This is a genomic window from Patulibacter sp. SYSU D01012, from assembly GCF_017916475.1.
Taxonomy (GTDB): Bacteria; Actinomycetota; Thermoleophilia; order Solirubrobacterales; family Solirubrobacteraceae; genus Patulibacter.
Genome location: NZ_JAFMTB010000001.1, coordinates 1,677,023 through 1,699,758, shown reverse-complemented (window position 1 = coordinate 1,699,758; position 22,736 = coordinate 1,677,023). Strand labels below are relative to the sequence as shown.

Here is a 22,736-nt window from a genome sequence, read left to right as displayed (position 1 = left end):
CCGGGCCGCCGCGGCGGGACCACGCCCCACTCCCGCGCCGCTCAGCGCCGGCGGTCCCCCGCCGCCGCGGCCGTGCGGTCGTCCCGGGTCGCGTCGGCGGTCGCCGCGCGACGGGGAGCCGCGCGACGCGGCGCCGCGCGACGGGGCGCGGCGCGGCCACCCCGCGCATCCCCCGCGCTGCCCTGCTACTCCCCCGCCCCGCGCCGGCGGTGCCGCGGGTCGTCCGTGGCCCGGCGCACCGTCGGGTTCTCGATGGCGCGCAGGCGGGACACGAGCTCCCGCCACTGGCCCGGCTGCAGGACCGCGGCGACCTGGCGGCCCAGGCGGGCGTCGTCCGCTTCGGCGGCGCGGGGGAAGCCGACGTGGACGTGGTCCGCGTGGTCCGCCATGACCAGGGTGTTGTCCGTGCGCGGGTAGTCCATCAGGGAGATGATCTGGTTGGGCTTCATCGTGCCCTGCAGCCGCAGGAGCAGGCGGATCGTGCGGTCGGTGATTGTGCCGGCGCCCTGGTGGCCGACGATGGGGATGCCGTCCACGGCGGCGATGTCGAAGGCGCAGCCGTAGGAGTGGGCGGAGACGTTGCCCGACGCCGAGAGGAGGCTGTGCCCCGAGCGCAGCGAGCTGATCGTCAGCCGCAGGCCGTTCGCCGCCAGGTACTCCATCGTGGCGAGCACCCGCCGGTCGATGACGCCGGTGCGGATGTCGGTGCGGCCAGCCTCGTAGATCGCCAGGCGCGGGTTGGCCAGGACGCGGGCCTGGAGCTGCTCCTTGCTCATGAGCAGCAGGCGGCCGACGTCCGGCTCGTCCGCGCGGTCGGCGACGAGGCGGCTCTCGTGGTCGTTGCCGAAGACCGCCGCGTCGTCGAGCAGGCGCCAGCCCGCGACGATCGGTCGCGCGTCGATGCGCGGGGCGCCGTCCCCGGCGGGGCGGATGGCGAAGCGCATGCGGGTGGCGCCCGTGCGGCCCAGGACGGTCCCGGCCAGGACCCGGCTGCCGACGCGGAGCTCGCGGCGGCGCACGTCGCCGGGCCGCAGCGCGGAGGCGCGCACGACGTACCGCTCGAGGCCGTCGTCGACGCGCCCGTCGTCGGGCTGCGGGGCCGGTGCGTCCGGCTGCTCCTGCTCCTGCGCCTGCGCCGCGGCGGCGGTCGCCACCGCGGCGATCTGGTCGGTCGCGGTCGCGACCGGGGCCAGCAGCGCGGCGAGGAAGGACGGGCCCGCGACGACGGCCTCGGGCGACGGCGTCGGGGCCGTCGCCGCGGTGGTCGTGCCGGCGGGGACGGTCGTCGTGGCCGTGCCGGCCGCCGGGGCGGGCGTGGTCGCGGTCGTCGTCGCCGGCGCGGCCGGCGCGGGGCTCGTCGCGGTCGGCGCGGGGGCCTCCCCGGCGCCGGGCGCGGCGCCGGCGCCGGGCGTCGCCGGGCCGGCCGAGCCGGGCGCGGGCGTGCCCGTCGTGGATCCCGGATCCGCCGGCGCGGCGGTGCCCGGCCCCGCCGGGGCGTCCCCCGCCAGCGCGCGGTCGTCGGCGGCGCCGGCGGGCGCCGAGGGCAGCGCCTCGGCGGCCTCGGCGGCCGACCGCGGCCGCGCCGGGCCGACCGACGCCGCGGCGGCGTCCGCCGCGGCCCGGCCGGCGGCGGCCTGCGCCGCGGCGACCCTCCCCTGCCCGTCCGTGCGTCCCGCGCGCTCGCTCCCGGCGGACGACGACGCGGCGGCGTCCGCGTCGCCGTGGCCGTCGCGGACGCTCGCCCCGTCGCCACCGGCGCCGTCGCGGCGCTCCTCCCCGCCGGGCCGCGCGTCGTCGCCGGCGCCCGTCGCGCCGCCGTCGCCGGCGTGGTCGGCGTGCTCGGCCTCGCCGTGGCCGTCCTCGTCCTTCCCGCCGCGCTCGCGGCGGGGCACGACGTGCTCCGCGGCCAGCGCGTCCAGGTGGGCGTACGTGTAGCGGTTGCCGTAGGCGTCGCGCAGCTCGACGAAGCGGCCGAGCGCGTCGCTGCGGCCCATCCGCACGACCGTGCCGTCCTGCACGGCGACGACCTTCGTCCCCCGCGGCGTCGCGATCGACGACCAGTCCGGCGAGGCGGTCGCGCGCACCCGCACCTCGTCGGCGGCGTCGTCGCCCTCGGCGTCCGCGCCCGCGGGGTCGTCGGCGGCGCCGCCGGGGGCCCGCTCGTCGGCGCGCCGCCCGCCGGTCGGCCGGTCGGTCTTCGCCCGCTCGTCGGCCCCGCCCCGCCCCTCGCTCGGGGTGAACACCGGCATCTGCGCGAGCGTCAGGCCCGTGAGGGACCCGACGACGTCGCTCGGCAGCGCCGCGATCGCGCGGGCGCGCTCGAGGACGTCGTCCACGTACCAGTCGGCGTGGTTGTAGGCGAAGATCGCGCGGCGCAGGTCCCGCTCGCCGCCGGCGGCCTGCAGGTACCGGGCGGCGGCGAAGATCGCGTCGACCGGGTTGTACGGGTCGCGGTCGCGGTCGCCGTTGGCGTCCACGCCGTACTGGGCCCAGGTGGGCGGCATGAACTGCATCCAGCCCAGCGCGCCCGCCGAGGAGACGTTCAGGTTGCGGCCGTAGTCCGTCTCGACCTCGTTGATCGCCGCGAGGACCTCCCAGCGGATCCCGTACTGCATGCCCGCCGCCTGGTAGATCGGCAGCAGGAACGGCGGGATGCGGAACTTCGACACCGACAGCGTCGACAGCGCGGCGGCCGGGCTGCCGAGGGGGTCCGCTCCCGCGCCGGCCCCGGCGTCCTTCCCGCCCCGCGCGTCCGTCGCGTCCCGCGCGACCGCCGCGCGGTGGTCGTTGGGGCGGCCGCGCTGCGTCCGCGCGCGGCGCGCCTTCCGCTCGCGACGGGTGGCCTCGCGGCGCGCCCGCCGGCCCTTGCGGCCGGGCGTCGCGGCGGCGTCCTCGCCGGCCACGGGTGGCAGGTCGAGCGCCTGCTCGGCCGGCGCGGCGTCGGTCGTCGTCGCCCCCGGCGTCGCCGGGGCGGGCGTCGGCTCCGCGGGCGTGGTCGTGGGCGCCGGGGCGGGCGTCGTCGCGGTCACCGCCTCGGGGGACGGCGTCGGGGCCCCCTCGGCGCTCGTCTGCGTCGCGGCGTGGACCGGCGGCGCGGCGTCGTCGCCCAGCGCGACGGCCGGTGACGCGGCCAGGGCGGTGGCGACGGCGATGGCGGGCAGCTGGCGGCGCACCGTCAGTCCTCCTGGGCGTTGGCGCCCTGCTTCTTCGCGAAGGCGCAGCGGAACCGCTCGGGGCTCGAGACGGGCTTGCCGCCCGCGAACCCGCCCGCGTTGCCGTTGTCGTAGACGGTGACGTACTGCAGCGTGTCCGGCGCGGGGTCGGCGGGCAACGGGACGGGGTCGGGCTGGCCGGACCCGGGGTCGCCCTTCGCCCCGGCGGTCGAGCCCATGCTGCCCGCGGCGGTCGCGCCGGCGGTCGTGGTGATGAGCGTGCCGCTCATCTCGCGGCGGTCGCTCAGCCCGTCCTCGGGCAGGATGTCGGTGCTCGCGCTCGTGGAGTTGTCGTCCACCGTGCTCGAGAGCTTGATCTGGTCGGCGGCGCCGATGAGCTCCTCGGCGCTGGGCAGCCACCCGCCGAGCTCGACGCACTTCTGCGTGGCGTAGAAGTAGTCGTTCTTCCCCGCGTCCTCGGTGTCGACCGCCTGGGTGCTGCTCTGGATGCACCACGACCCCAGGTCGACGGTGGCGGCCGGGCAGATCGCCGTCAGGTCGTCCTCCGTCTTGTCGCCCAGCCGGGTCGCCACGCGCGCCGCGTTCACCGTCGGGATCGCGCGGGCCGGGAACTTCGCGTCCGGCCCCAGCCGCAGCACCCCGTTCCGGCGTGGCGTGCTGCTGGGGGTGCTCGACGCCCCGGATCCGCTCGTCGCCGCGCCGACGCCCGTCATCGCGAAGACGAGCGCCACGACGGAGACGAGCAGCGCGGTGGCGGCCAGGACGGACGGGCTGGGGCGGGAGAGGGACCTCATCGGGGCCTCCGGTCGACGGGGTGGCGGGGCTCGCGGGCGTAGGCCAGCGGGGCGGCGCGCCGGCGGCGGGCGCCGAGGGCGGTGCCGCCGCCGGCCGCGCCGAGCGCGATGAGCAGGACGAGCGCGGCGGCGGATCCGGCGCCGGGGCCCTGCGGGTCGGTGCGCGTCGCGGCGGCGTCGTAGCGGGCGTAGGCCTTGGAGGACTCCTCCGCGACCTCCTCCTCGCGCTGGCGCTCGGCCTGCGTGACGGGCTGCGAGACGGGGACGTTGATGTTCACCCCCGCGCCGCCCGGCGGCGGGGCCGGCGAGGCGGTGGCGGGCGGCGGCGGGACCGCGAGCGGCGGCGCGACGACGGGCGCGATGAACGCCGGGCCCGGGGTCGCGACGACCGGGCGGGACGCCGGCGACGGCGTCGGGCGCGCGGGCGTCGGCGCCGGGGTGACCGGCGGCGCCGGGCCGACGCCGGGCGCGGGCGGCAGCGGCACCGGCACCGTCGCCGGCGTCGACCCGCCGGCCGGCGGCGAGGACGGCGGCGGGGGCGGCGGCGACGGCGCGGACGCCCCGGGCTGCTCGAAGCGCGCCGGGTTCAGCGGCACGGTGCCGCACGGGCGCAGCACGCTGCCGCCGCGCACCGTCACGGTCGTGCGGTACGTCAGGCCGCCGGACGAGATCGAGATCGTCGTCGTGCCCGCGTTGTACGGGCACGCCAGGCCGGACGTCGCGTCCGCCACCGGCTTGTCGGTCTTCGGGTCGATGTACGGTTTGCGCGGGTTCGTCGACGCCGGGTCGACCTTCACGAAGTCCAGGATGTCCGGGTCGCTCGAGCGGAACGTGACCTCGGGGTCGATGCGCGTGGCGGCGCAGGCGTCGCGGGTCGTCGCCGAGCAGAGCGGGCTCGGCAGCTGCACGTACGGGTCGCCGGTGTCGCCCGAGCGCGGCCGGCGGCCGAGGCCCTGGAAGAGCGCGGGCTGGCTGCGGCCGAGCAGGCGCCCGTCGACGGCGTCGATCGCCAGGTCGTCCAGGACGGGCAGCAGCCGGACGGCGACCGGCGCGCGGTTCGTGGCCGCGTCGCGGGCCGCGACGTCGAGCTCGAGCAGCAGCAGCCCGGGGATCCGGCGGCCCTCGACGTCGAGGGTCGGGCGGTAGCCGAGCGAGCCGCTGGCGAAGGCGGGGATCGTCGTCGCGGAGCCGGCGGGGATCGCGGTGCGGCGCTGCTCCCCCGCGCCGTCGAAGACGTACGCGGACGCGCCGCCGTCGCGCAGCAGGACGGCGACGGACGTGCCGTCGCTCGCGGCGCCCGGGTCGCGCGGGTTCAGGCTGCGGCTGCCCTCGACGACGACGGGGACGCCCTGCGCCCGCGCGTCGGCGAGCACCTGGGTCAGCCACGCGGCCTGGTTCTCGGCCGGGTTGCCGGCGCCGTCGCGGGACGCGAGCGAGCCGGACGCGTTGTCGATGACGACCAGCCGCACCGGTCCGGCGTCCGTCTGCGTGTCGACCGCGTAGTGGGTGCGGGCGCGGCCCGGCACCGGCGCGGCGCCGATCGCGACGGGCCGGATCCCGGCGCCGAGCGCCCCGATGCCCAGCGGCGCCCAGGACCCGGCGAACGCGCCCTCGAAGCCGGCCGATCCGCCGCCCGTCGCCTCGCCCGGGGCGACGGCCGGGAAGACCGGCAGCGGGCCCGACGAGAGGATGCCGGCGTAGCGGCCGAACTCCCCCGCGCCCGCGGGCGCCGTCCCGGCCGGCACGCGGCCGCCCGTGTACGCGAGGGCGCGCGGGCCGTTGGGCTGCGCGGCGAGCGCGGCGCCGAGCGCCAGCGCCCGGGAGAGCGTCCGGTCCGGGCTGATGTCGAGCGGCGCCAGGTCGGCGCACGCGGCGGCGCACTGGGCGTGGCCGCCGACGAGCAGGCGCGCGCGCCCGGCGCCCTGGGCCGGCAGGTCGGGCTGGACGTTCGCCGAGCCGACCGGCCCCGCCGGGTCGTAGCGGCCGACGGACGCGGTCTGCAGCTCGGCGTTCGGCGGCTCGTCCGGCAGCGGGCCGCGGCCCAGCGAGTCGGTGTTGCCGGCCCAGCCGCCGACGGCCCAACCGCGCCCGCCCGCGTCGGCGAGCAGCGCCAGCACGGGGTCCGTCTTGCGCGAGACGTCCTCGCCCGGCGAGGCGAGCTTCGTGCGGTCCTCGTCGCGCCAGCCGGCGGCGGTCTCGCGCAGCAGGTAGCCGTCCGCCGGCACGCTCAGCGGCGCGCGGCGCGGCTCGGGGGCGTTCGGGTCGAAGGCGGGGACGTTCAGGTCGTCGGTGGTCGGCCAGACGAGCGGCGAGACGGAGAGCAGGGCGCGCACCCGGCCGCCGTCGCGGAACGCCGCGGCCGCGAAGGCGCTGCCGGTGGGCGGCTGGTCGCTGTAGCGCCACGGGCCGCCCGCGGCGTCCCGCTCGAGGACCAGGCCCTTGTTGTCGCCCGCCGCGCCGGCCGCGACCGCACCGCCGTCGGGCAGGCCGGCGACGGCCAGGATCTGGGCCCCGCCGCCGACGCGGTCGAGCAGCGCCTTCGCGCCGGCGTCGACCTTCCAGCCGTCGCCGTCCTCGACGAGCACGCCGCCGCGGCCCGCGGCCGCCAGCGCCTGGCGGCCGGCGAACGTGACGGAGAACAGGTCCGCGCGCCCGCCGCCGGGCCCGGCGGTCGCGACGTCGGCCGGCAGCGGCATCGGCTCCCAGCTCTTGCCGTAGCGCAGGATCACGCCGTCGCGGCCGACCGCGAACCCGCGGTCCGGGTCGCCGGGCTGGAACGCGACGCTCGTCAGGTGGCCCGTGAAGTCGAACGGCGCCGCGGGGTCGGCCTCCCACAGCCCGGTGGCCTTGCGCCAGCGCCACATCGCGCCCTCGTCGCCGACCGCGAACGCGGTCGACGGCTCAGGCCACGCGACGCCGCGCAGGTCGTCGCGGACGACGCCGGACGCGCCCAGGCGCACCTCGCTGTCCCAGCCCTGGCCCGGCGTGTAGCGCAGCACGTTGCCGTCCAGTCCGACGGCGAGCGCCGGCGTGCCCAGGTCGCCGGCGGTGCCGGGGGCCGAGGCGATGGCCGTCAGCGGCCGGCGCACCGGGACGGACCAGGCGGCGAGCGGCGACGCGGGCCGGTCGCGCGTGACGTGCACGTCGCCCAGCCAGCCCTCGTCGAGGCCCGAGAACGCGATGCCGCCGAAGAGCGAGCCGTACGCGGAGGCGACCGTCCAGCGCTGCCCGTCGAAGCGCGCGTAGCGGCGGACCGTGTCGCCGACCGGGCCGATCACGCGCGTGCCGTCGGCGAACGCCTGGGACGTGCCGTCGGGGCGCAGCTCGAAGCCGAGCGCGTCGTCGCAGGCGCCGCCGTCGCACCACGTGCGGGTGCCGGCGGCGGTCACGCGCAGCACGACGCTGCGCTCCGTGCCGTTCTGGCGGAAGGTGCCGTCCAGCCACACGCCGTCCTTCGTGGCGGTCGCGGCGCGGCTGCCGGCGAGCGGGGCCACGGCGGTGATGCCGTCGGCGGGCGTGGCGTCGGCGGCGAACCGCGGCGCCCCCAGGTCGCGCAGGACCCAGCGGACGTCGGCGCCCGTGCCGGTGCGGCGGAAGAGGACCAGGCCGCGGTGCGCGTCGGCGTGCGCGCTGGCGAGCAGCCACGCGTCGCCGTCCTCGGTCGTCGCGAGGGACGACGCGGTCAGCCCGAGCGCGGCGTCCTTCAGCGTCTCGGCGTCGCTGCACCCGGCGGGCGGGGCGCTGCCGTCCTCGGCCACGCAGAGCGTCTCGCGCGTCCAGCGCTCGCCATCCCAGTGCGCCACCCCCGTCTGCTGCGCGCGGCCGGTGATGGCGACGAAGCCCTCGGTGCGGCCGTCGACGTCCCGGGCCGCCAGGACGTTGGACGACAGCGCCTCGCCCGGCGTGCTGCCGGCGGCGGGCCGCAGGACGTCGGGGCCTGGCGCGGGCAGCACCCGGGTGGCGCCGACGGCGTCGCGGGCGAGCACGACGCGGCGCTCCCCGTCCGGCCGGCGCTCGTCCTCGCCGCCGAGCAGCAGGCCGCCGCGGGCGGTCACCCGGCCGGTGACGATCGTCCCGGCGTAGGCGTCGCCGCGCTCGTCGCGCGGGGTCTGCACGTAGCGCCAGCCCTCGTCGGGGCGGTAGCGCAGCAGGTACTGGCGGGCCTGCGGCAGCTCGGCGCCGTCGACGGACTTCGGGACGCGCGAGGAGCCGTCCTCGGTCGTGAGCGCCCAGGCCTCGCCGGCGGCCGCGCCGCCGAGCAGCCGCGCGCCGCTCTCCGGTCCGATCTGCGACTCGACGCCGACCGGCCCGGCCGCCCCCTGGGCGCGGACGTCATCGTCCGCCCCGGCGGCCACGGCGACCGCCGCGGCGGCGAGCAGCGCGACGGGCGCGGCCCACAGGCGGCCCCGGCGGAGCGCGCCGATCACCGCGCGTCCCCCGTGCCGACGACGTCGCTGTTCGAGGCGTCGCACACCGGCGGCGTCAGCTCCTTCAGGGTGAACTTGAGGCTCTTGGGCCACGTCCTGCGCGTGACCGTGATCCGGAGCGCGCGCTTGCCGGGCTTCAGCGCGCGCGGCTTCGCGACGGCGACGGTGCGGCCGCCGCGGCGGGCGCGCAGGCCGACGCGCGCGCGGCGGGCCAGACGGAACGAGACGGTGAGCGCCACGCGGGGGTTCGCCTGACGGCGCTGGGCGCGGGTGAGCCGGGCCGGCGTCGCCTTGACGCGCGAGACGAGGGCCGGCGGCGCCGGGCAGGACGCGTCGCCCGCGTCGTCCTGGGCCACCGGCAGCTCGACCGGCGGCGCGAACAGGCGCGAGTCGTCGGCCGGCGGATCGTCGGGGATGACCTGCGAGGCGGCCTCGTTCGGGCGGACGGAGATCGTGCCCTGGAACGCCGCGTCCGTGTCGCGGGCGTAGCGGGCGCCGGTCGTGCGGCGGTACAGGTAGCCCTTGGCGGTGGCGGCCCAGCAGTCGTCGGCGGTCGGGCAGGCGACGGCGGTGATCGCGCCGCGCGCGGCGTCGCCCTCCTCGGGGTGCAGCCGCTGCACGGCGACCGTGCCGTCGCCGGCGATCGAGGCGATCTCGGGGGCGGCCTGGGCGCCGGTGTCGTTGCCGAGCGGGTCCGAGACCTCGTACGGCGTGATCGCCGCCCACGCGCGGTCCGTCCCCGGCACGGCGGCCACGGCGCCGAAGGCCGAGCCGGCGGGGACGTCGCCGTGGACGGGCAGCTCGGTCCAGCCGCCGTCCGTCCGGCGCACCGCGATCGGGCCGCGCGGCAGGCGACCGTTGACGGCGGCGGGACCGGAGTTGGCGCCGCCGCCGACGGCCCAGGCGGTCGTGCCGTCCGTGTCCATCGCGCGCAGCTCGGTGCCGCCGTCGGCGGGCACCGCGGGGTCGGGCGCGGGGACGAACGGGTCGTTCGCGAAGCTCGTGCCGATCACGCCGTGCAGCAGCGCCGGGACGGGCTCGGCCTGGCGCAGGAGCGGCCGGGCGCCCTGCGCCCCGGCGCCCGGGCCGACGTACACGCTCTCGAGCAGCGACCCGCGGTGGGCGATCAGGTCGCTGACGCCGCGGCCCTGCGGGCCCCACACCGGGGCCAGGTCGGTGCCGTCCCAGCGCAGGTGGAACGCGCCGGAGCGCGCGCCGTCGGCGCTCGCGCCGCCCACGCCGCCGAACAGGCAGTCGTCCGCCGCCCGGCAGGCGGCGGCGTTCACCGGCAGGCCGACGGCGAACTCGGGCAGGTTGAAGTAGCTGTAGGAGCCGACGACCGCGCCGTCCTTGAAGTGGCACAGCCCCTGGCCCCCGGTCTGCTGCCCGACGCTCGGCGTCGTGATCGTCCAGAACTCGCGCGGCCCGGCCCACGCGACGCGCGAGTTGATGCCGCCGCCGCAGACCGTGGCCAGCTGGTGCCAGGACTCGCCGTCCCAGCTGTAGACGCCACGGGGCACGCTGCTGTTGCCCGAGACGACCATCACGCCGCGGTCGGGGCTCCAGAAGGAGAGATCGCCGACGTAGCCCGCGGGGGTCGAGAACCGGCCGCCGGGCGGCGCCGGCAGCGGGTACGCCTGCCACTCGGCGGCGGACGCGTCCGCCGCGCCGGCCAGGGCGACGGCGAGGGTCGCGGCCAGGACGATCGGGCGCTTCATCGCGGGGCTCCCTTGCGGGCGGCCGGCGTGGCGCGGACGACCCGGTACGTGCGGACGGTGGTGCTGGCGGGCGCGCCCGCGGGCGCGAAGCGCAGCGACAGGCGGACGCTCAGGCGGTGCGGGGCGCGCCGCAGCGCCCGCCGGGCGGCGGACGACAGCCGGATGCGGACGGTGACGGCCTGCGCGCGGCGGACCCGGCGCACGGCGCTCCCCACCCGGACGGCGCGGCGACCCTCCGCCGCCGTGCGCGCCGTGGCGGTCAGGCGGCCGGCCGCCGGCAGGGCGACGCGGACGCTGGCGGTGCCGGTGCGGCGGGACACGCGGACCGGCCCGTAGGTGGTGAGGAAGCGGGACCGGAGCGGCCCGGCGAGCGGCGCGGTGCCGCCCAGGTCGGGCCCGACGGGACCGGCCGGCGGCGCGGGCAGCACCCGGCCGCCGTGCCCCGCCCCGGCGGTGGAGGTCCGGGCGACCAGCACGTCGGGCACGCCGTTGGCGTCGCCGACGAACAGGTTGCCGTCGGCCGCCGTGAACGCGACGGCCCCGGCGTCGGCGGACACGGCGAGGGGATCGCCGACCGGCTGGTCGCTCGGGCCCGTGGAGTACTCGCCGCCGTCGTGGGCGCGCGTGACGATCTCCGCCGTGCCGGCGTCGAGGTCCACGACGTAGACGTTCCAGGTGAGCAGGTCGCCGGTGGGGAACGCCCCGACGGACTGCAGGCCGTCGAAGCGGTTGTCCCGGCTGGTCATCACGGCGTGGCGGCCGTCGGCGGCCAGGCGACCGTTCGTCAGCGGATAGCGGCCGACGGTCGGCGCCGACCACGCCACGCGCACGCCGGACTTCCGCGGCACCCGGTCCCCCATGTCGGCGAGGTACCCCGTGTCCGCGCGGTACGCGGCGGCGTCGAAGGGGCGCCGCCCGGCCGAGGACGTGAAGAGCACCCGGCGACCGTCGGCGCTGATGCCGCGCAGCTTCAGGCTGCTCGTCGCCGGCTCGTTCTGGTTGATGCCCTCGCTGGCGACGAAGGGGCCCAGGCACGGGCCGGTCGCCCGCGCGTCGGACGGGAGCGGCGTCGCGGGATCGCACGCCGGGTCGTCCAGGTCGGCCGCGCCCGCGACGCGCCGCGCGGGCGCGGGCAGGTCGTCGGCGCGGCGCCAGAGCAGCGTGGGCAGCGCGCCCAGCGAGCCCTCGCCCGGCAGGGTGCGCGTCTGCCGCTGCGCCTCCCCCGCCGTCCAGACGACGCTGCGGCCGTCGGCGCTGATCGCCGCGACGGGCTCGACGCCCCCGGCGGCCGGCGGGGTCGCGGGCGTGCCGGCGGTGGAGGGGTCGGCGCGGTCGCGGCTGATCAGGCGGGTGGTCCGGGCGTCCAGGTCGCGCAGCCAGACCTGCCAGCGGGGCGTCGTCGGCTGGTCCCGGTCCGGCAGGTCGGACACGCCGCGGGTGACGAAGACGGCGCGCCGCCCGTCGGCGCTCAGCGCGTAGCCCTGCAGGCCGGCGGTGCTGCCGACGGCGGGGTCCGCGTACTCCGCGGCCGTCGCCGCGCCGTCGCGGGCCGAGACCAGCTCGTAGGCCGCCGCGCCGGACAGCGGCGCGTCCATGTCGCGCACGTAGACGTCGGGGGTGATGGCGCTGCCGTCGCCCGCGGCCAGGCGCGCGGCGGTGGTGAAGAGGACGTAGCGGCCGTCGGCGCTCACGCCGGCGACGCCGGACGCGGTGCCCGTGCCGACCGGGCTCTCGTCGTCGCGGCGGACGCGCTGCGGCGGGGCGACGAGCTGGACGTCGCCGGTCGACAGGTCCTTGCGGACGAGCCCGCCCGCGTACCGCTCCTCCGTGTCGCCCGGGACGCCCAGCAGCACGCTGGACGACGTCTCGAAGACGACGTACCGGCCGTCGGCGGAGAGGACCGGGGCGCGGCTGCCGGCGTCGGCGAGCTCGTCCCCCACGGCCGACGCCGGCGTGGCGCCCGGGCCGTACGTGGCCCCGGCCGCCCCGGGCAGGGCGAGGGCGGCCACGACGGCCAGCGCGGCACCCGCCGCGATCCGGCGGACGCAGGCGGCGGACGGAGGGATCTCGTGTTGACGCGACACCGGCGCGGGACACTAGGTTCGGCCCCGTCCGAGCCGGTGAACATCGTGGGAAGCACGGACGTTCGTCCGTCAACACATCGCGGTCACAGGGGCGTCAACCGCGTCTGCTTGTCCACCCAGGCCCTGCGCGCCGCAGAACGACCGCGGGCCGGCTCGAGGAGCCGGCCCGCAGTGCCGCTTCCCGGTGGGGAGGACCTACTTGACCTTCACCTTGAAGGTCTTGGTCGTCGTGACCTTCGCGCCGTCGGCGGCCGTGAACGTGATCCGGAACGTCACCTTCGCCGCGCGGCCGGCCTTGAGCGCGCGCTTGCCGGCCTTCGTCGCCTTCACGGCGACCTTCGCGGCCGAGCCCGGCTTCACCGCACCGGAGCCCGTGGCGACCGTCACCGTCTTCGCGCCGGACTTCACCGTCGCGACGACGGACACGCGGCCCGCGGTCGACGGGGCCAGGGTCAGCGTGAAGGCGCGGCCCTTGGCCACCGCGGCGCGCGAGACCTTCAGCGTCGCCTTCGTCGGGGCCGGGGTCTTCGCCGGCGGGGTCTGGACGGGGGGCGTCTGGACCGGCGGGGTCTGGACCGGGGGCTTCGGGGTGCCGCCGCCCGTGGTGCCGCCGCCATTGCCGCCGCCGCCCGTGTCACCGCCGCCGGGGTTCTCGCCCGGGTCCGTGACCGTCGCCGCGTTCCACGTCAGGGCCTTGACGCCCGCCTGGGCGAGGGCCAGGACGGTGCCCGCCTGGCCGGCGCCGGTCGTCGACGCCGGGTCGACCGTCGGCAGGCCCTGGTAGCCGGCCGCCTCGAGGGCCGCCTGGCCGCCGTTGGCGTTCGTGACGTAGGCGAGGTAGTCCTTCACCGCGCGGGCCTGGTCCTGCGTGTAGTCCGGCTTGCCGTTGGCGCGGCCGACGTTGGCCTTCGCCATGTCCTCCCACGCCAGGCCGTACGTCAGCGCGCAGAGCGGGTAGTCCGTAGCCGTGCCGGCGCCCGTGACGTTGAACCAGCTGGCCTTCGCTGACGCCGGCAGGGCGTTGGTCGACGGGTCCTTGTACGTCACGTTGCGGCAGTTGGCGCCCGGGGCGCCCTGGAGCGCGGGGCTCTGGAAGTTGCTGCCGTCGACCTGCACGTCGAGCCAGAACCTCGTCGCGTCGGTGGCGCCGTAGCCCTTGCCCCGGGCCGTCGCCAGGTCGGCGTAGGCGATGCCGCCGTCGGTGCGGGCGGAGAGGGCGTCGAGCTGCGAGCCGGCGCCGTTGGCCTGCCCGCGGACGACCGCGGTGGCGCCGCCGTCGTTCGGCCACGCCTGGTTGGCGGTGTCCTTCCACGCCGTCGGCTGGCGGCCCGGGTTGACGACCTGCAGGAACTGCTTGAGCTGGAACGTCGTGCCCGAGCTGTCGTTGCGCACGACGCGGGTGACGGGCTTCGCCGCGCAGTCGCTGCTGATCGACGGCAGGATCTCGCCCCACTGGTCGGCCGTGACGTCGCCGCCGAACGCGCGCTCGAGCAGCGCCTTCGTGATCGTGCGGCCGGTCGGCGCGGTGCAGCCGTCGGGCAGCTTGACGGCGATCGCGATCGCCGACTGGGCGACCGGGATGGTGAGGAGGCTGGCGTCGTCGGCCGTGCCGGCCTGCCCGTCGGGGCCGTTGTTCGCCGCCGCGAGCTCCTGGGCCGAGGGCGCCTCGTCGGCGCCGCCGTAGTGGATCGTGGTGTCCCGCACGCCGGCCTGCCCGGCGGTGGTGCTGGCGCCGAACGCGCGGCGGCCGGCGCCCGAGCCGGACCCGGTGTAGGTGATGGTGCGCGTGCCGCCGATGCGGAAGGCGGTGCAGCCGCCGTTGGCGAGCGAGGCGTAGCCGAAGCCCGCCTGCGGGGCGGCGGCGCCGCCGACGATGCTGGCGCCCCAGGCGTTCTGGGCCGTGTTCTGGAACGAGGCGCCGGCGCCGTTGAGGCTGGCGGCGTTCTGGCATTGCGCCGCGTGGGCGGCGTCGAAGGCGGCGTTGGCGCCGCCGGGAAGGACGGCGAGGGCGCCGAGCGCCCCGACCGCGGCAGCGCCGAGGCGCAGACCGGTGGTGGTCCTCATCGTGTGTTCGTGCTCCTGAGCGGTGGCAAGCGGGCGACGTCGCCGCCCGGCACGCGCACTCTGGTCAGCGGCGGCGCCCGCCTTGTGAACATCACGTGGTCGACCGGAGACCGTTTTGTCATCGTCGTCGTCAACGTTCGTCCGGTCGTACCGGGCGTCGAGCGACCGTCGAGCGCCGCCCCGGGCGCGCCGCCCCCGTGGGGCGTTGACGCGGACGCGCGAATAGCACAGGACCGGCCACGGGCCGGCGCGTGGGCCGGCCCGTGTCGCCGTTCACCGCGCGAGCGTCACCGCACCTTCACGCGCACGCTCTTCGTCGTGGCGCCCGTCGTGCCGTCCGCGGCCGTGAACGTCACCCGGAACGTGACCTTCGCCGTCCGGCCGCGCCTCAGCGCCCGCGTGCCGGCCTTCGTCGCCTTCATCGCGACGGTCGCGGCCTTCCCGGCCCGCACCGCGCCGCGGCCCGTGGCCACGGTGACCGTCTTCCTGCCCGCCTGCACCGTCGCGACGACCGTCACCCGGCCGGACCCCGAGGGCGTCAGGCGCAGCGTGAACGCCCGCCCCTTCGCCGCCGCGGCGCGCCCCACCGTCACGGTCGGCCTCGGCGTCACCGGCGGGCGGGGCTGCGGCTGAGGGCCTCCGGGCGTGGGGCCGGGCGGCGGGGGCCCGGACGGGCCGCCCCGCGGCTGCTCCTGCTGCCCGCCGCCCCCGGACGGCTGCTCGTTCCCGCCCCCGCCCCCGCCCCCGGTGCTGGGGCGGGTGACCGTGACGGCCGCGGAGCGCGCCGGCTTCGACACGCCGACGGCGTTCGCGCCGACGACCGTGCACGCCAGCGCGTGGGCGACGTCGCCGTCCGTCACCGCGAACGTCGCGCCGGTCTGCCCGTCGAGCGCGGTCCCGTCGCGCAGCCAGGCGTACGTGAACGCGTCCGGGTCGTTCGACCACAGCCCGCGGTCGCACGTCAGCGTGCTGCCCGGCTGCGCCGTGCCGGTGACGGACGGCGGCGCGTCGCTGACCGGCGTGCCGGCCACGATCCGCACCCGCGCGCTCTCGGTCTGCAGCGCGCCGGCCGGGTTCTCCACCCGCTCGCGGCAGCTGAGCGCCCGGCCCACGTCGGCCGCGCGCGTCGTGTACGTCACCGCCGTCTGCCCGGTGATCGGCTGCCCGTCGCGCAGCCACGCGTAGCTGCGCTGCAGCGGACGGCTGCCGTCGTACGCGCCGCCCGCGCACGTCAGGCGCGAGTCGGCCACCGGCAGACCCGCGACGACGGGCGGCACGGCGGGCGACGCGGCCTTCGGCGCCGTCGCCGGGCCGTAGAGCGCGAAGCCGGTCTGCGGCACGCCGTCGATGGCCGGCGACGTGCGGAACGGCACCACGACCTGACCGGCGACGTCGCGGACCTCGGCCGATCCCTGGAAGGCGTTGCTGGCGTTGCCGGTCGGCTTCCACGCGGTCAGCGTGCCGTCGGGCGCGAACGCGGCCGCGCCACCAGGACGGTCCGCGTCCCCGATGCGGTCCGGCCCGATCACGTACACGCTCCCGTCGGCCAGACGACTGACCGTCCGCGCCGTCCCGCGCGCCTGCGGATCCCAGGCCGTCGCCGACGCGTCCGACCGGCGCAGCTCGGCGAGGTTGCGGCGGCTCGCGCCGCCGATCGTGCCCGTGAAGCCGCCGGCGACGTACACGCTGTCCGGGCCCAGGGCCAGATCCTGCACGCCGTCGTCGACGGCGGCCGGGTCGAGCTGCGGGTCCCAGGCCGTGACCGTGCCGTCGGCGGTGATCGCGCCCAGTCCGTTCCGCGCCTGGCCGCCGAGCTGCGTGAAGCCGCCGCCGGCGTAGACCGTCCCGTCGCCGGCGACCTGCAGGTCGAGAACGCCGCCGTCGGGCTCAGGCGCCCACGTCGTCGGCGCGCCGGCCCCGCCTGCGGCGACCGCGGCGAGGTTGGCGCGCGACGTCTCGCCGAGCGCCCAGAACGACCCGCCCAGGTAGATCCGCTCGCCGTCCGGCGAGGCGTCGAGCGCCTGGACGACGCCCTGCGGCGCCGGGTCCCACGGGCGCACGTCCTGCGCGCGGTTCGCGGCGCCCGTCGCCGCGACCGCGGCCACGGACCGGCGGTCCACGCCGTTGATCTGCAGCGAGTCGTAGTCCTCGATCGCCAGGTACACCGTCGCGCCGTCGCGGCTGACGAGCAGGTCCCGGACGTTCGGCTCGATCAGGTCGTCGCGGAGCGTCGGCGCCCACGGCAGGAGCTCGTCCTTGGCGACGTCGATCGCCGCGAGCCCGTCCCGCCGCTCGACGGCGACCTTCGAGAAGGTGCCGGCGGCCCAGACGCGGGCACCGGCGCTTGCGACGGACGTGGTGCCCGACCCACACTCCAGGCGTGTTCCGTTGATGCCCGTCGAGAAGGTGTCGTCACGGCGACCGGTGGCGCGGTCGAGGGCGACCAGGCCGCACGGACGACCGGCCTCGGCGGACTGGCGCAGCTGGTCGTACGCCACGTAGAGTCGGCCGTCGGTGACCGCCAGGGCCATGGCCCCCGACGCCGCGGTGACGCTCGGCGCCCAGTCCGTGGCGTTGCCGGTGGCCGGGTCGACCTCGGCGACGAAGCTCCGGGCGGGGCGGTCGTCCTGCGCCCCGAGCTGCCGGAAGTCCCCGGCGACGTACAGCTTGCCGCCGTGCACGGCGATCGCCCTGATCTCGCCCGCCTCGTCGTCGCGCCGCAGGCGCAGGTCGCGGGGCGTCCCGGCACCCGTCGTGGTGACGACCTGCACGCGGCGTGCCGAGGCGAGGAGCACCGTCTGCCCGTCGACGGCCACGCCCCTGTCGGCGTCCTCCTGCGTGAGTCCCGACGGCGCCCACGGCCGCGGGGCGCCCGTCGCGGCGTCGACGAGGGCGAGGCCCGCGCGCGCCTGTCCGGCGACCGCCGTGAACGGCTGCAGGAACGTGCCGACGAGGACGATGCCGTCCCCCACGATCGCGAGCCGGCCGACCCCGCCGCCCGTGACCGCGGGCGCCCAGTCCGTCAGGCGGCCGTCGGCGTCGATCGCCGCCAGACCCGCTCGCGGCTGCCCGTCGACCGCCGTGAAGTCGCCGGCGACGTAGCGCGTGCCGTCGCGGCCGACGACGACGTCCCTCACGGACACCTCGCCCGAAGGACGCGCGAAGCGGGGCGTCAGCGTGCGGTCCGGGCGCCCGTCCGCGCCCAGATGCAGCCAGCGGGCGCCGACCGGCACACCCTCGACCGCCACCGCGCCGCTGCCCGTGTTGCCGTTGGCGAGCCCGAGCGCGTAGACGCCGCCGTCGCCGTCGGGCACGACGCGCTCGGCCGACGCGACGGCGTTCGCCGCGACCGCTTCGAGCTCCGGCACCGTGGGATCGGGGCGTCCGGTGCTGGACGAGAACGCGGCGATCCCCGGGGCGCGGTAGCCGATGCTCCCGAACTGGCCGCCCAGGTACGCGGCGGTGCCGTGCACGGCGGTCGCGGTCACGCCCATCGTCGAGCCGGCCATGACCGTCAGGCGCGAGCCGGGCAGGATCCCCGAGCTCGGCGTGGCCGTCGCGGGCGCCGCGGCCACGAGGGCCAGCGTCGCGGCGCCGAGCGTCGCCCCCGCCCACCGTCCGCGTGGCGGCCGCCCGTCCCGTCGCCGCCGTCTGCTGCCGAACATCGCACCACGCTCCTGGTCGTGGGCCGCGGGGTGCGGCCCGTCACGGCGGGGCACGCTAGTCCGCACCCTGCGACCAGCCGTGAACATCGTGCGAAGTCTGACGGTCGTTGTTCACGGCGAGTTGTCGTCGAGGGCCGACGTCGGCGCGCGTTGTGAAGACCTGGTGACGACGTACGCGCTCGTCGGGCGGAAGCGGTGCCGAGGCGGTCGCCGTCGGTCGGCGCTCTGGCCCGGAACGCCGCGAGCCGGCGGGCGTCCTGGTCGCCCACCGGCTCGTCCTACCTGCGGGCCGCGCACCCGAGGGTGCGCGGCGGTGCAGCGTGCTACCAGTCCACCGCGTTCACGCCGGCCTGCGCCTGGGTGCGCACGGCCGTCGGCAGCGGCGAGTAGCCGCGCGCGGCGAGCTGGCCCTGACCACCGTTGATCGCGTAGTCCAGGTAGTCCTTCGTGGCGCGCGCCTGGCCCTGCGTGATCGCCGGCTGCAGCGACCCGACGTTGGCCAGCGACGGACGCTCCCACGCGAGCGCGTACGTCAGCGCGCAGATGCCGTAGTCGTCCCCCGTGGCGACACCCGTGACCGCGCTCCAGCTGTCCGTCGTCGACGGCAGCGTGCCGTACGACACCGCCGCACAGTTGGCGCCCGTGTCGGTGGTGCCGGCGGTGTTGCTCCGCGCCGGGCCGCGCGAGGCGTTGTCGCTGATGCGCTGGGTGTACAGCCAGACCGTGCTGTCGGACGCGCCGGCCCAGTCGTAGGCGCGGCTGCGAGCGGACGCCAGGTCGGCGTAGCCGATGCCGCCGTCGGTCTGGGCGCTGAGGGCGTCCAGCAGGGCGCCGGCGCCGTTCGCCGCGCCGCGGACGACGGGATCCGTCGACTCGTTCGGCCAGGCGGTGTTCGACAGCCCGCTCCAGCCCCGGGACGGGTTGGCCGCCGCCAGGTACTGCTTGAACGCGAACGTCGTGCCGGAGGAGTCCAGGCGGACGACGCGCTGGACCGGCTTGGCGGCGCAGCCGCTGCCGGCGATCGACGGCAGGATCTCGCCCCACGTGTCGTACGCGACGTCGCCGGCGAAGGCGCCCTCGAGCCGCGCCTTGGTGATCGCGCGGGCCGTCGTGCTCTGCGCGAGCGTGCAGCCCGCCGGCAGCTTGACGGTCACCGCGACCGCCGACTGGGCGACCGGGATCGTCCGCAGCGTGGCGTCGTCGGTCGTGGCCGTGGACGGGCCGGCGTTGGCGGCGGCGAGCTGCCCGGCCGTCGGGGGCTCGTCGGCACCGGCGAAGGCGTAGTTCGTGTTGCGCACGCCGGCCTCGCCGGCGACGGTCGACGCGCCCATGGCCTTGCGGCCGTCGCCCGAGCCGCGCGGCTCGTAGCTGACGGAGAGCCCGCCGACCTGGAAGGCGGAGCAGCCCGTCGTCGTGTCGTAGCCGAAGCCCTGGGCCTCGGGGCCGCCCGGGTCGGGCGAGAGGAGCGTGGCGCCCCACGCCAGCTGCGCCTGGCGCTGGAAGGACGCGCCGACGCCCTTGATCGACGCTGCGTTCTCGCAGCGGGTGTCGTTGCTGGGGTCGAACGCCGCGTTGGCGCTGCCCGGGACCGCCGCGATCGCGACGGCCACGCCGGCCGCCGCGATCGCCCCGCGGATGGTGCTGTTGAACCGCATCGCTGTCTCCTGGTGACGCTGGAGGGACCGGCCGCCGGACGGCGGCCGCGCCGGGGGCCGTCGGGGCTCCCGGCGCGACCATCGTGCTCCGCGTCACGCGCTCGTCCGTGAACAATCCGTGACGATCGACGACAACATCGGCTGCGACGATCTCACTGAGGAACGGGCGCGCGGGCGGGCGTGATCAGGCGGTGAAGTCGCGGGCTCAGAGCGCCGCGCACTGCCCCGTCGCGGCGCCGGCGACGTTGCCGCCGCCGGTCGGCGCCGGCGTGTTGTCGGCGCACCCGAGCTCGCCCGTCACGAGGTTGCGCCGGACGACGAGCGCTCCCGCCACGCCGGAGACGCGCAGGTCGCCGCGCACGACGTTGCGCGCGATCGTTCCACCGGCCGAGCCGCCGCTGACCGTCAGCCCGTCGCCGAAGGCGTTGCCGAGCGCGGCGGTGTCGCCGCCGACGACCAGCCCGCCCCCCGTGCCCGCCAGGGTGGCGGGCCCGGCGACGACGGACGACGTGACGGTCGCGCCGTCGCGCGCCTCGACCACGCCCAGGGCGCCGCGCAGGGCGGAGCGTCGGATCTCGACGCGGTGCACCGCGTCGGCCGCCACGTCGCCGGCGACGACGCTGCGGTCGACGACCAGGCCCGCGGCGTCGGGCTCGGACGTGACGGCGCCGCGCACGAGGGCGCCGCGCAGGGTGCACGTGGCGTCGTACGGGACGATGACGTCGCCGGCGACGACGCCGGTCAGGACGCCGTCGCACAGCGTCGGCTCGGCGGGCTCGGCGGCGCCGGCGGCGCCCGCGGCGGCGAGGGACAGGACGCCCGCGGCCGCGACGGCGGCGAGGACGCGTGAGGACTTCGGCATGGGTGACTCCTGGGTCTGCTGGGGCGGGGCGGTCCCGCGGTCGGGGCGCCCGGGACGCCGGTCGGCGGCCGGCGCCCACCCCACCGGCTCGCCCCGGCCGAGTCGTCAAGATCCTGGGACCGCGGACGTCAGTACGAGCGCAACCTGCACGTCAACACCTGAACCAGACGCCCGGTCGGTTGCCGCGCTGTCGTCATGGATCCGCGGCGTGACCGCCGCGTGACCGTCCGGTGAACCGTCCCGCCGACGGCATCGACCGAACGTCCGCGGCGTTGTGACCAGGGGGTGAAACCGCTCGCGACGGCGTGAACACCCCATGACGCTGGGCTACCGTGCCCGCCGATGTCGCGCCCCCTCCCCGCGGCGCTCGTGGTCGCGGCCACGGTCGCCGCCCTCGCCGTGCCCGCCGCCGCCGACGCCCGCGTCGGCGCGGCCACGACGATCGCCGGCCCCGATCCCGCCATCGCCGACCTCGGCGGGGTCGCGATGGCGCCCGACGGCACCGGCGGCGTCGTCTTCCGCCGCTACGAGGCGGGCGTCCCCCACGTCTACGCCGCGCGCTACGACGGCGAGACGTGGGACGCGCCGCAGCGGGTGGACGTCGGCCAGCGCTTCACGTCGTCCTGGCCGCGGATCGGCGCGGCGAACGACGGCCGCCTCGTCGTCACCTGGGTGCAGCAGGGACCGCCGAACCAGGACTCGCTGTACTCCGCGGTCCTGCCGCGCGGCAGCTCGCGGTTCCTGCCGCCCACGCTCGTCGACTTCACGATCGGCGACGCGCGCGCCGCGTACCCGGCGCTCGCGATGGCGCCCGGCGGCGACGCGATCCTGGCGTACGAGAAGGTCACCGCCTTCACCCACCCGGTGCTCGGCGCCGGGTACGTGACGAGCCAGATCAAGCTCGCCCGCTTCGACGGCTCGCGCTGGAGCGGCCTGGGCGTGCCCGCCAACCGCGTCGCGACCACCCCGCTGCGCCAGCCGACCGCCGCCAGCGGGCCGAAGGTGGCGATCGCCGCCGACGGCGACGCCGTGGTCGCCTGGCAGGAGCCGGACGAGCAGCTGCAGGACCGCGTGTGGGCGCGCCGCGTCTTCGGCTCGCGCCTGGGGACCGTGCTGCCGGTCAGTCCGACGACGCTCGGGGGCGCGCCGCAGCGCGGGGCCGCCGACGCGCTGGCCGTCCGCATGACCGACGCCGGGCGCGCCGTGGTGGCGCTGCGCCAGCAGCCCGACCCGAGCGTCCGCGCGCTGCCGCCGCGCGTGCTCGTCGCGCAGCTCGACGAGCCCGAGAGCGGCAACGGCCGCAGCTTCGGCGAGGCGCAGCCCGTCGGCGACGGCGGCGGCGCCCCGGGCGCGCCCAGCGTCGGCCTGGGCGGCCGCTTCGGCCTGCTGACCGCCTGGGAGCAGACCGGGTCCCTGCGGATCGCGCAGGGCAGCCAGGCGTCGGCGCCCGCCCTGGCGGACCTGGGGCCTGCCCTGGCCACTCCCGCCCCGGTGGCCGCCCAGGGCGTCGACGCCCGCGGCGTCGTCGCGGCGGCCACGGGCGAGGGCGGCGGCCGCGTCGTCGTCCGCGAGCTCGACGCCGCGACGGTGACGAGCACGCAGGGCGTGTCCGGCCGCGCCGGCGGGCCGGTCACCGAGCTCGACCTCGCCGGCGCCGGCAACGGCAACGCCCTCGTCGCCTTCGGGCAGGGGCAGGCCGACGAGCGCCAGATCGCCGTCGCCCGCGTCGACGCGCCGCCCGTGCCGTTCGTCGTCGAGACGCCCGGCGACTGGACGAACGCCCGGCGGCCGCTCGTCGCCTGGATGCCGCCGGTCAACGACCCGCGGCCGCGCCACTACACCGTGCGGGTCGACGGACGGGTCGTCGCCCGCCGCGTCTTCGCGCGCACGTTCCGCGTGCCGACCGGCGCGCTGCGCGACGGCACCCACCGCGTGCAGATCGTCGCCACCAGCCGCACCGGCGGCGGCGACACCGCGTCGCCCGAGGCGACGTTCGGCACCGACCGGCGGCGCCCCGTCGCCACCGCGACGGTCGCGGGTCGGCGCGTCCGCGTGACCGTGAAGGACCCCGGCGGCAAGCGGGCGTCCGGCGTCGCGCCCGGCGGCACGACGGTCGACTGGGGCGACGACGAGACGACCGAGGGCCGCACCCGGCGGGCGAGCCACGCGTACGCCACCGGCGGACGCCGCTCGATCGTCGTCCGCACCCAGGACGCCGCCGGCAACGTCGCGAGCTTCCGCTTCCGCGTCCGGGTCGCCGGCCCGCGCCGCCCCGCCCCGAAGGACCGCTGACC

At 78.1% G+C, this 22,736-nt stretch carries 10 protein-coding genes; 1 reads left to right on the top strand and 9 read right to left on the bottom strand.

Translation table 11 applies throughout. From position 1 onward, the window contains the following. Window positions 1-185: 185 nt before the first annotated feature. The 9 genes from J3P29_RS07770 to J3P29_RS07730 all read right to left on the bottom strand — a co-directional run bounded on the left by J3P29_RS07770 (window position 186) and on the right by J3P29_RS07730 (window position 20,442). Window positions 186-3,173 carry a lytic murein transglycosylase gene (locus tag J3P29_RS07770; protein ID WP_210492501.1) on the bottom strand — a complete coding sequence of 996 codons (2,988 nt, stop codon included), beginning with the start codon at window positions 3,171-3,173 and terminating at the stop codon, window positions 186-188. Window positions 3,174-3,175: 2 nt separating this feature from the next. Then, window positions 3,176-3,967 (bottom strand): hypothetical protein, encoded by a 792-nt coding sequence (locus tag J3P29_RS07765; RefSeq protein WP_210492500.1) that lies wholly within the window; start codon window positions 3,965-3,967, stop codon window positions 3,176-3,178. Beyond that, on the bottom strand, window positions 3,964-8,394 hold the full coding sequence (locus J3P29_RS20340) for a hypothetical protein (protein ID WP_210492499.1): 4,431 nt from the start codon (window positions 8,392-8,394) through the stop codon (window positions 3,964-3,966). Before J3P29_RS20340 ends, J3P29_RS07765 begins: the two co-directional genes overlap by 4 nt. Then, on the bottom strand, window positions 8,391-10,112 hold the full coding sequence (locus J3P29_RS07755; RefSeq protein WP_210492497.1) for a hypothetical protein: 1,722 nt from the start codon (window positions 10,110-10,112) through the stop codon (window positions 8,391-8,393). Before J3P29_RS07755 ends, J3P29_RS20340 begins: the two co-directional genes overlap by 4 nt. Continuing rightward, window positions 10,109-12,196: a hypothetical protein gene (locus tag J3P29_RS07750; RefSeq protein WP_210492496.1), complete on the bottom strand. Its 2,088-nt coding sequence runs from the start codon at window positions 12,194-12,196 to the stop codon at window positions 10,109-10,111. The genes J3P29_RS07755 and J3P29_RS07750 overlap by 4 nt, the downstream gene beginning before the upstream one ends. Window positions 12,197-12,391: 195 nt before the next feature. Then, window positions 12,392-14,260 (bottom strand): hypothetical protein, encoded by a 1,869-nt coding sequence (locus J3P29_RS07745; protein ID WP_210492495.1) that lies wholly within the window; start codon window positions 14,258-14,260, stop codon window positions 12,392-12,394. A gap of 287 nt (window positions 14,261-14,547) precedes the next feature. Next, on the bottom strand, window positions 14,548-17,835 hold the full coding sequence (locus J3P29_RS07740) for a hypothetical protein (RefSeq protein WP_210492494.1): 3,288 nt from the start codon (window positions 17,833-17,835) through the stop codon (window positions 14,548-14,550). Window positions 17,836-18,248: 413 nt separating this feature from the next. Continuing rightward, on the bottom strand, window positions 18,249-19,580 hold the full coding sequence (locus J3P29_RS07735) for a substrate-binding domain-containing protein (RefSeq protein ID WP_210492493.1): 1,332 nt from the start codon (window positions 19,578-19,580) through the stop codon (window positions 18,249-18,251). A gap of 205 nt (window positions 19,581-19,785) precedes the next feature. Next, window positions 19,786-20,442 carry a hypothetical protein gene (locus tag J3P29_RS07730; protein ID WP_210492491.1) on the bottom strand — a complete coding sequence of 219 codons (657 nt, stop codon included), beginning with the start codon at window positions 20,440-20,442 and terminating at the stop codon, window positions 19,786-19,788. A 342-nt stretch (window positions 20,443-20,784) separates the two neighbouring features. Here J3P29_RS07730 and J3P29_RS07725 point away from each other — a divergent pair, with 342 nt between their 5' ends. Next, window positions 20,785-22,734 (top strand): hypothetical protein, encoded by a 1,950-nt coding sequence (locus J3P29_RS07725; protein WP_210492490.1) that lies wholly within the window; start codon window positions 20,785-20,787, stop codon window positions 22,732-22,734. Window positions 22,735-22,736: the final 2 nt, after the last annotated feature.

Coding starts and splice junctions, on each gene's coding strand:
- J3P29_RS07735 (WP_210492493.1), bottom strand. CDS start 19,580: ATGCGGTTCAACAGCACCATCCGCGGGGCGATCGCGGCGGCCGGCGTG.
- J3P29_RS07765 (WP_210492500.1), bottom strand. CDS start 3,967: ATGAGGTCCCTCTCCCGCCCCAGCCCGTCCGTCCTGGCCGCCACCGCG.
- J3P29_RS07725 (WP_210492490.1), top strand. CDS start 20,785: ATGTCGCGCCCCCTCCCCGCGGCGCTCGTGGTCGCGGCCACGGTCGCC.
- J3P29_RS07745 (WP_210492495.1), bottom strand. CDS start 14,260: ATGAGGACCACCACCGGTCTGCGCCTCGGCGCTGCCGCGGTCGGGGCG.
- J3P29_RS07730 (WP_210492491.1), bottom strand. CDS start 20,442: ATGCCGAAGTCCTCACGCGTCCTCGCCGCCGTCGCGGCCGCGGGCGTC.
- J3P29_RS07755 (WP_210492497.1), bottom strand. CDS start 10,112: ATGAAGCGCCCGATCGTCCTGGCCGCGACCCTCGCCGTCGCCCTGGCC.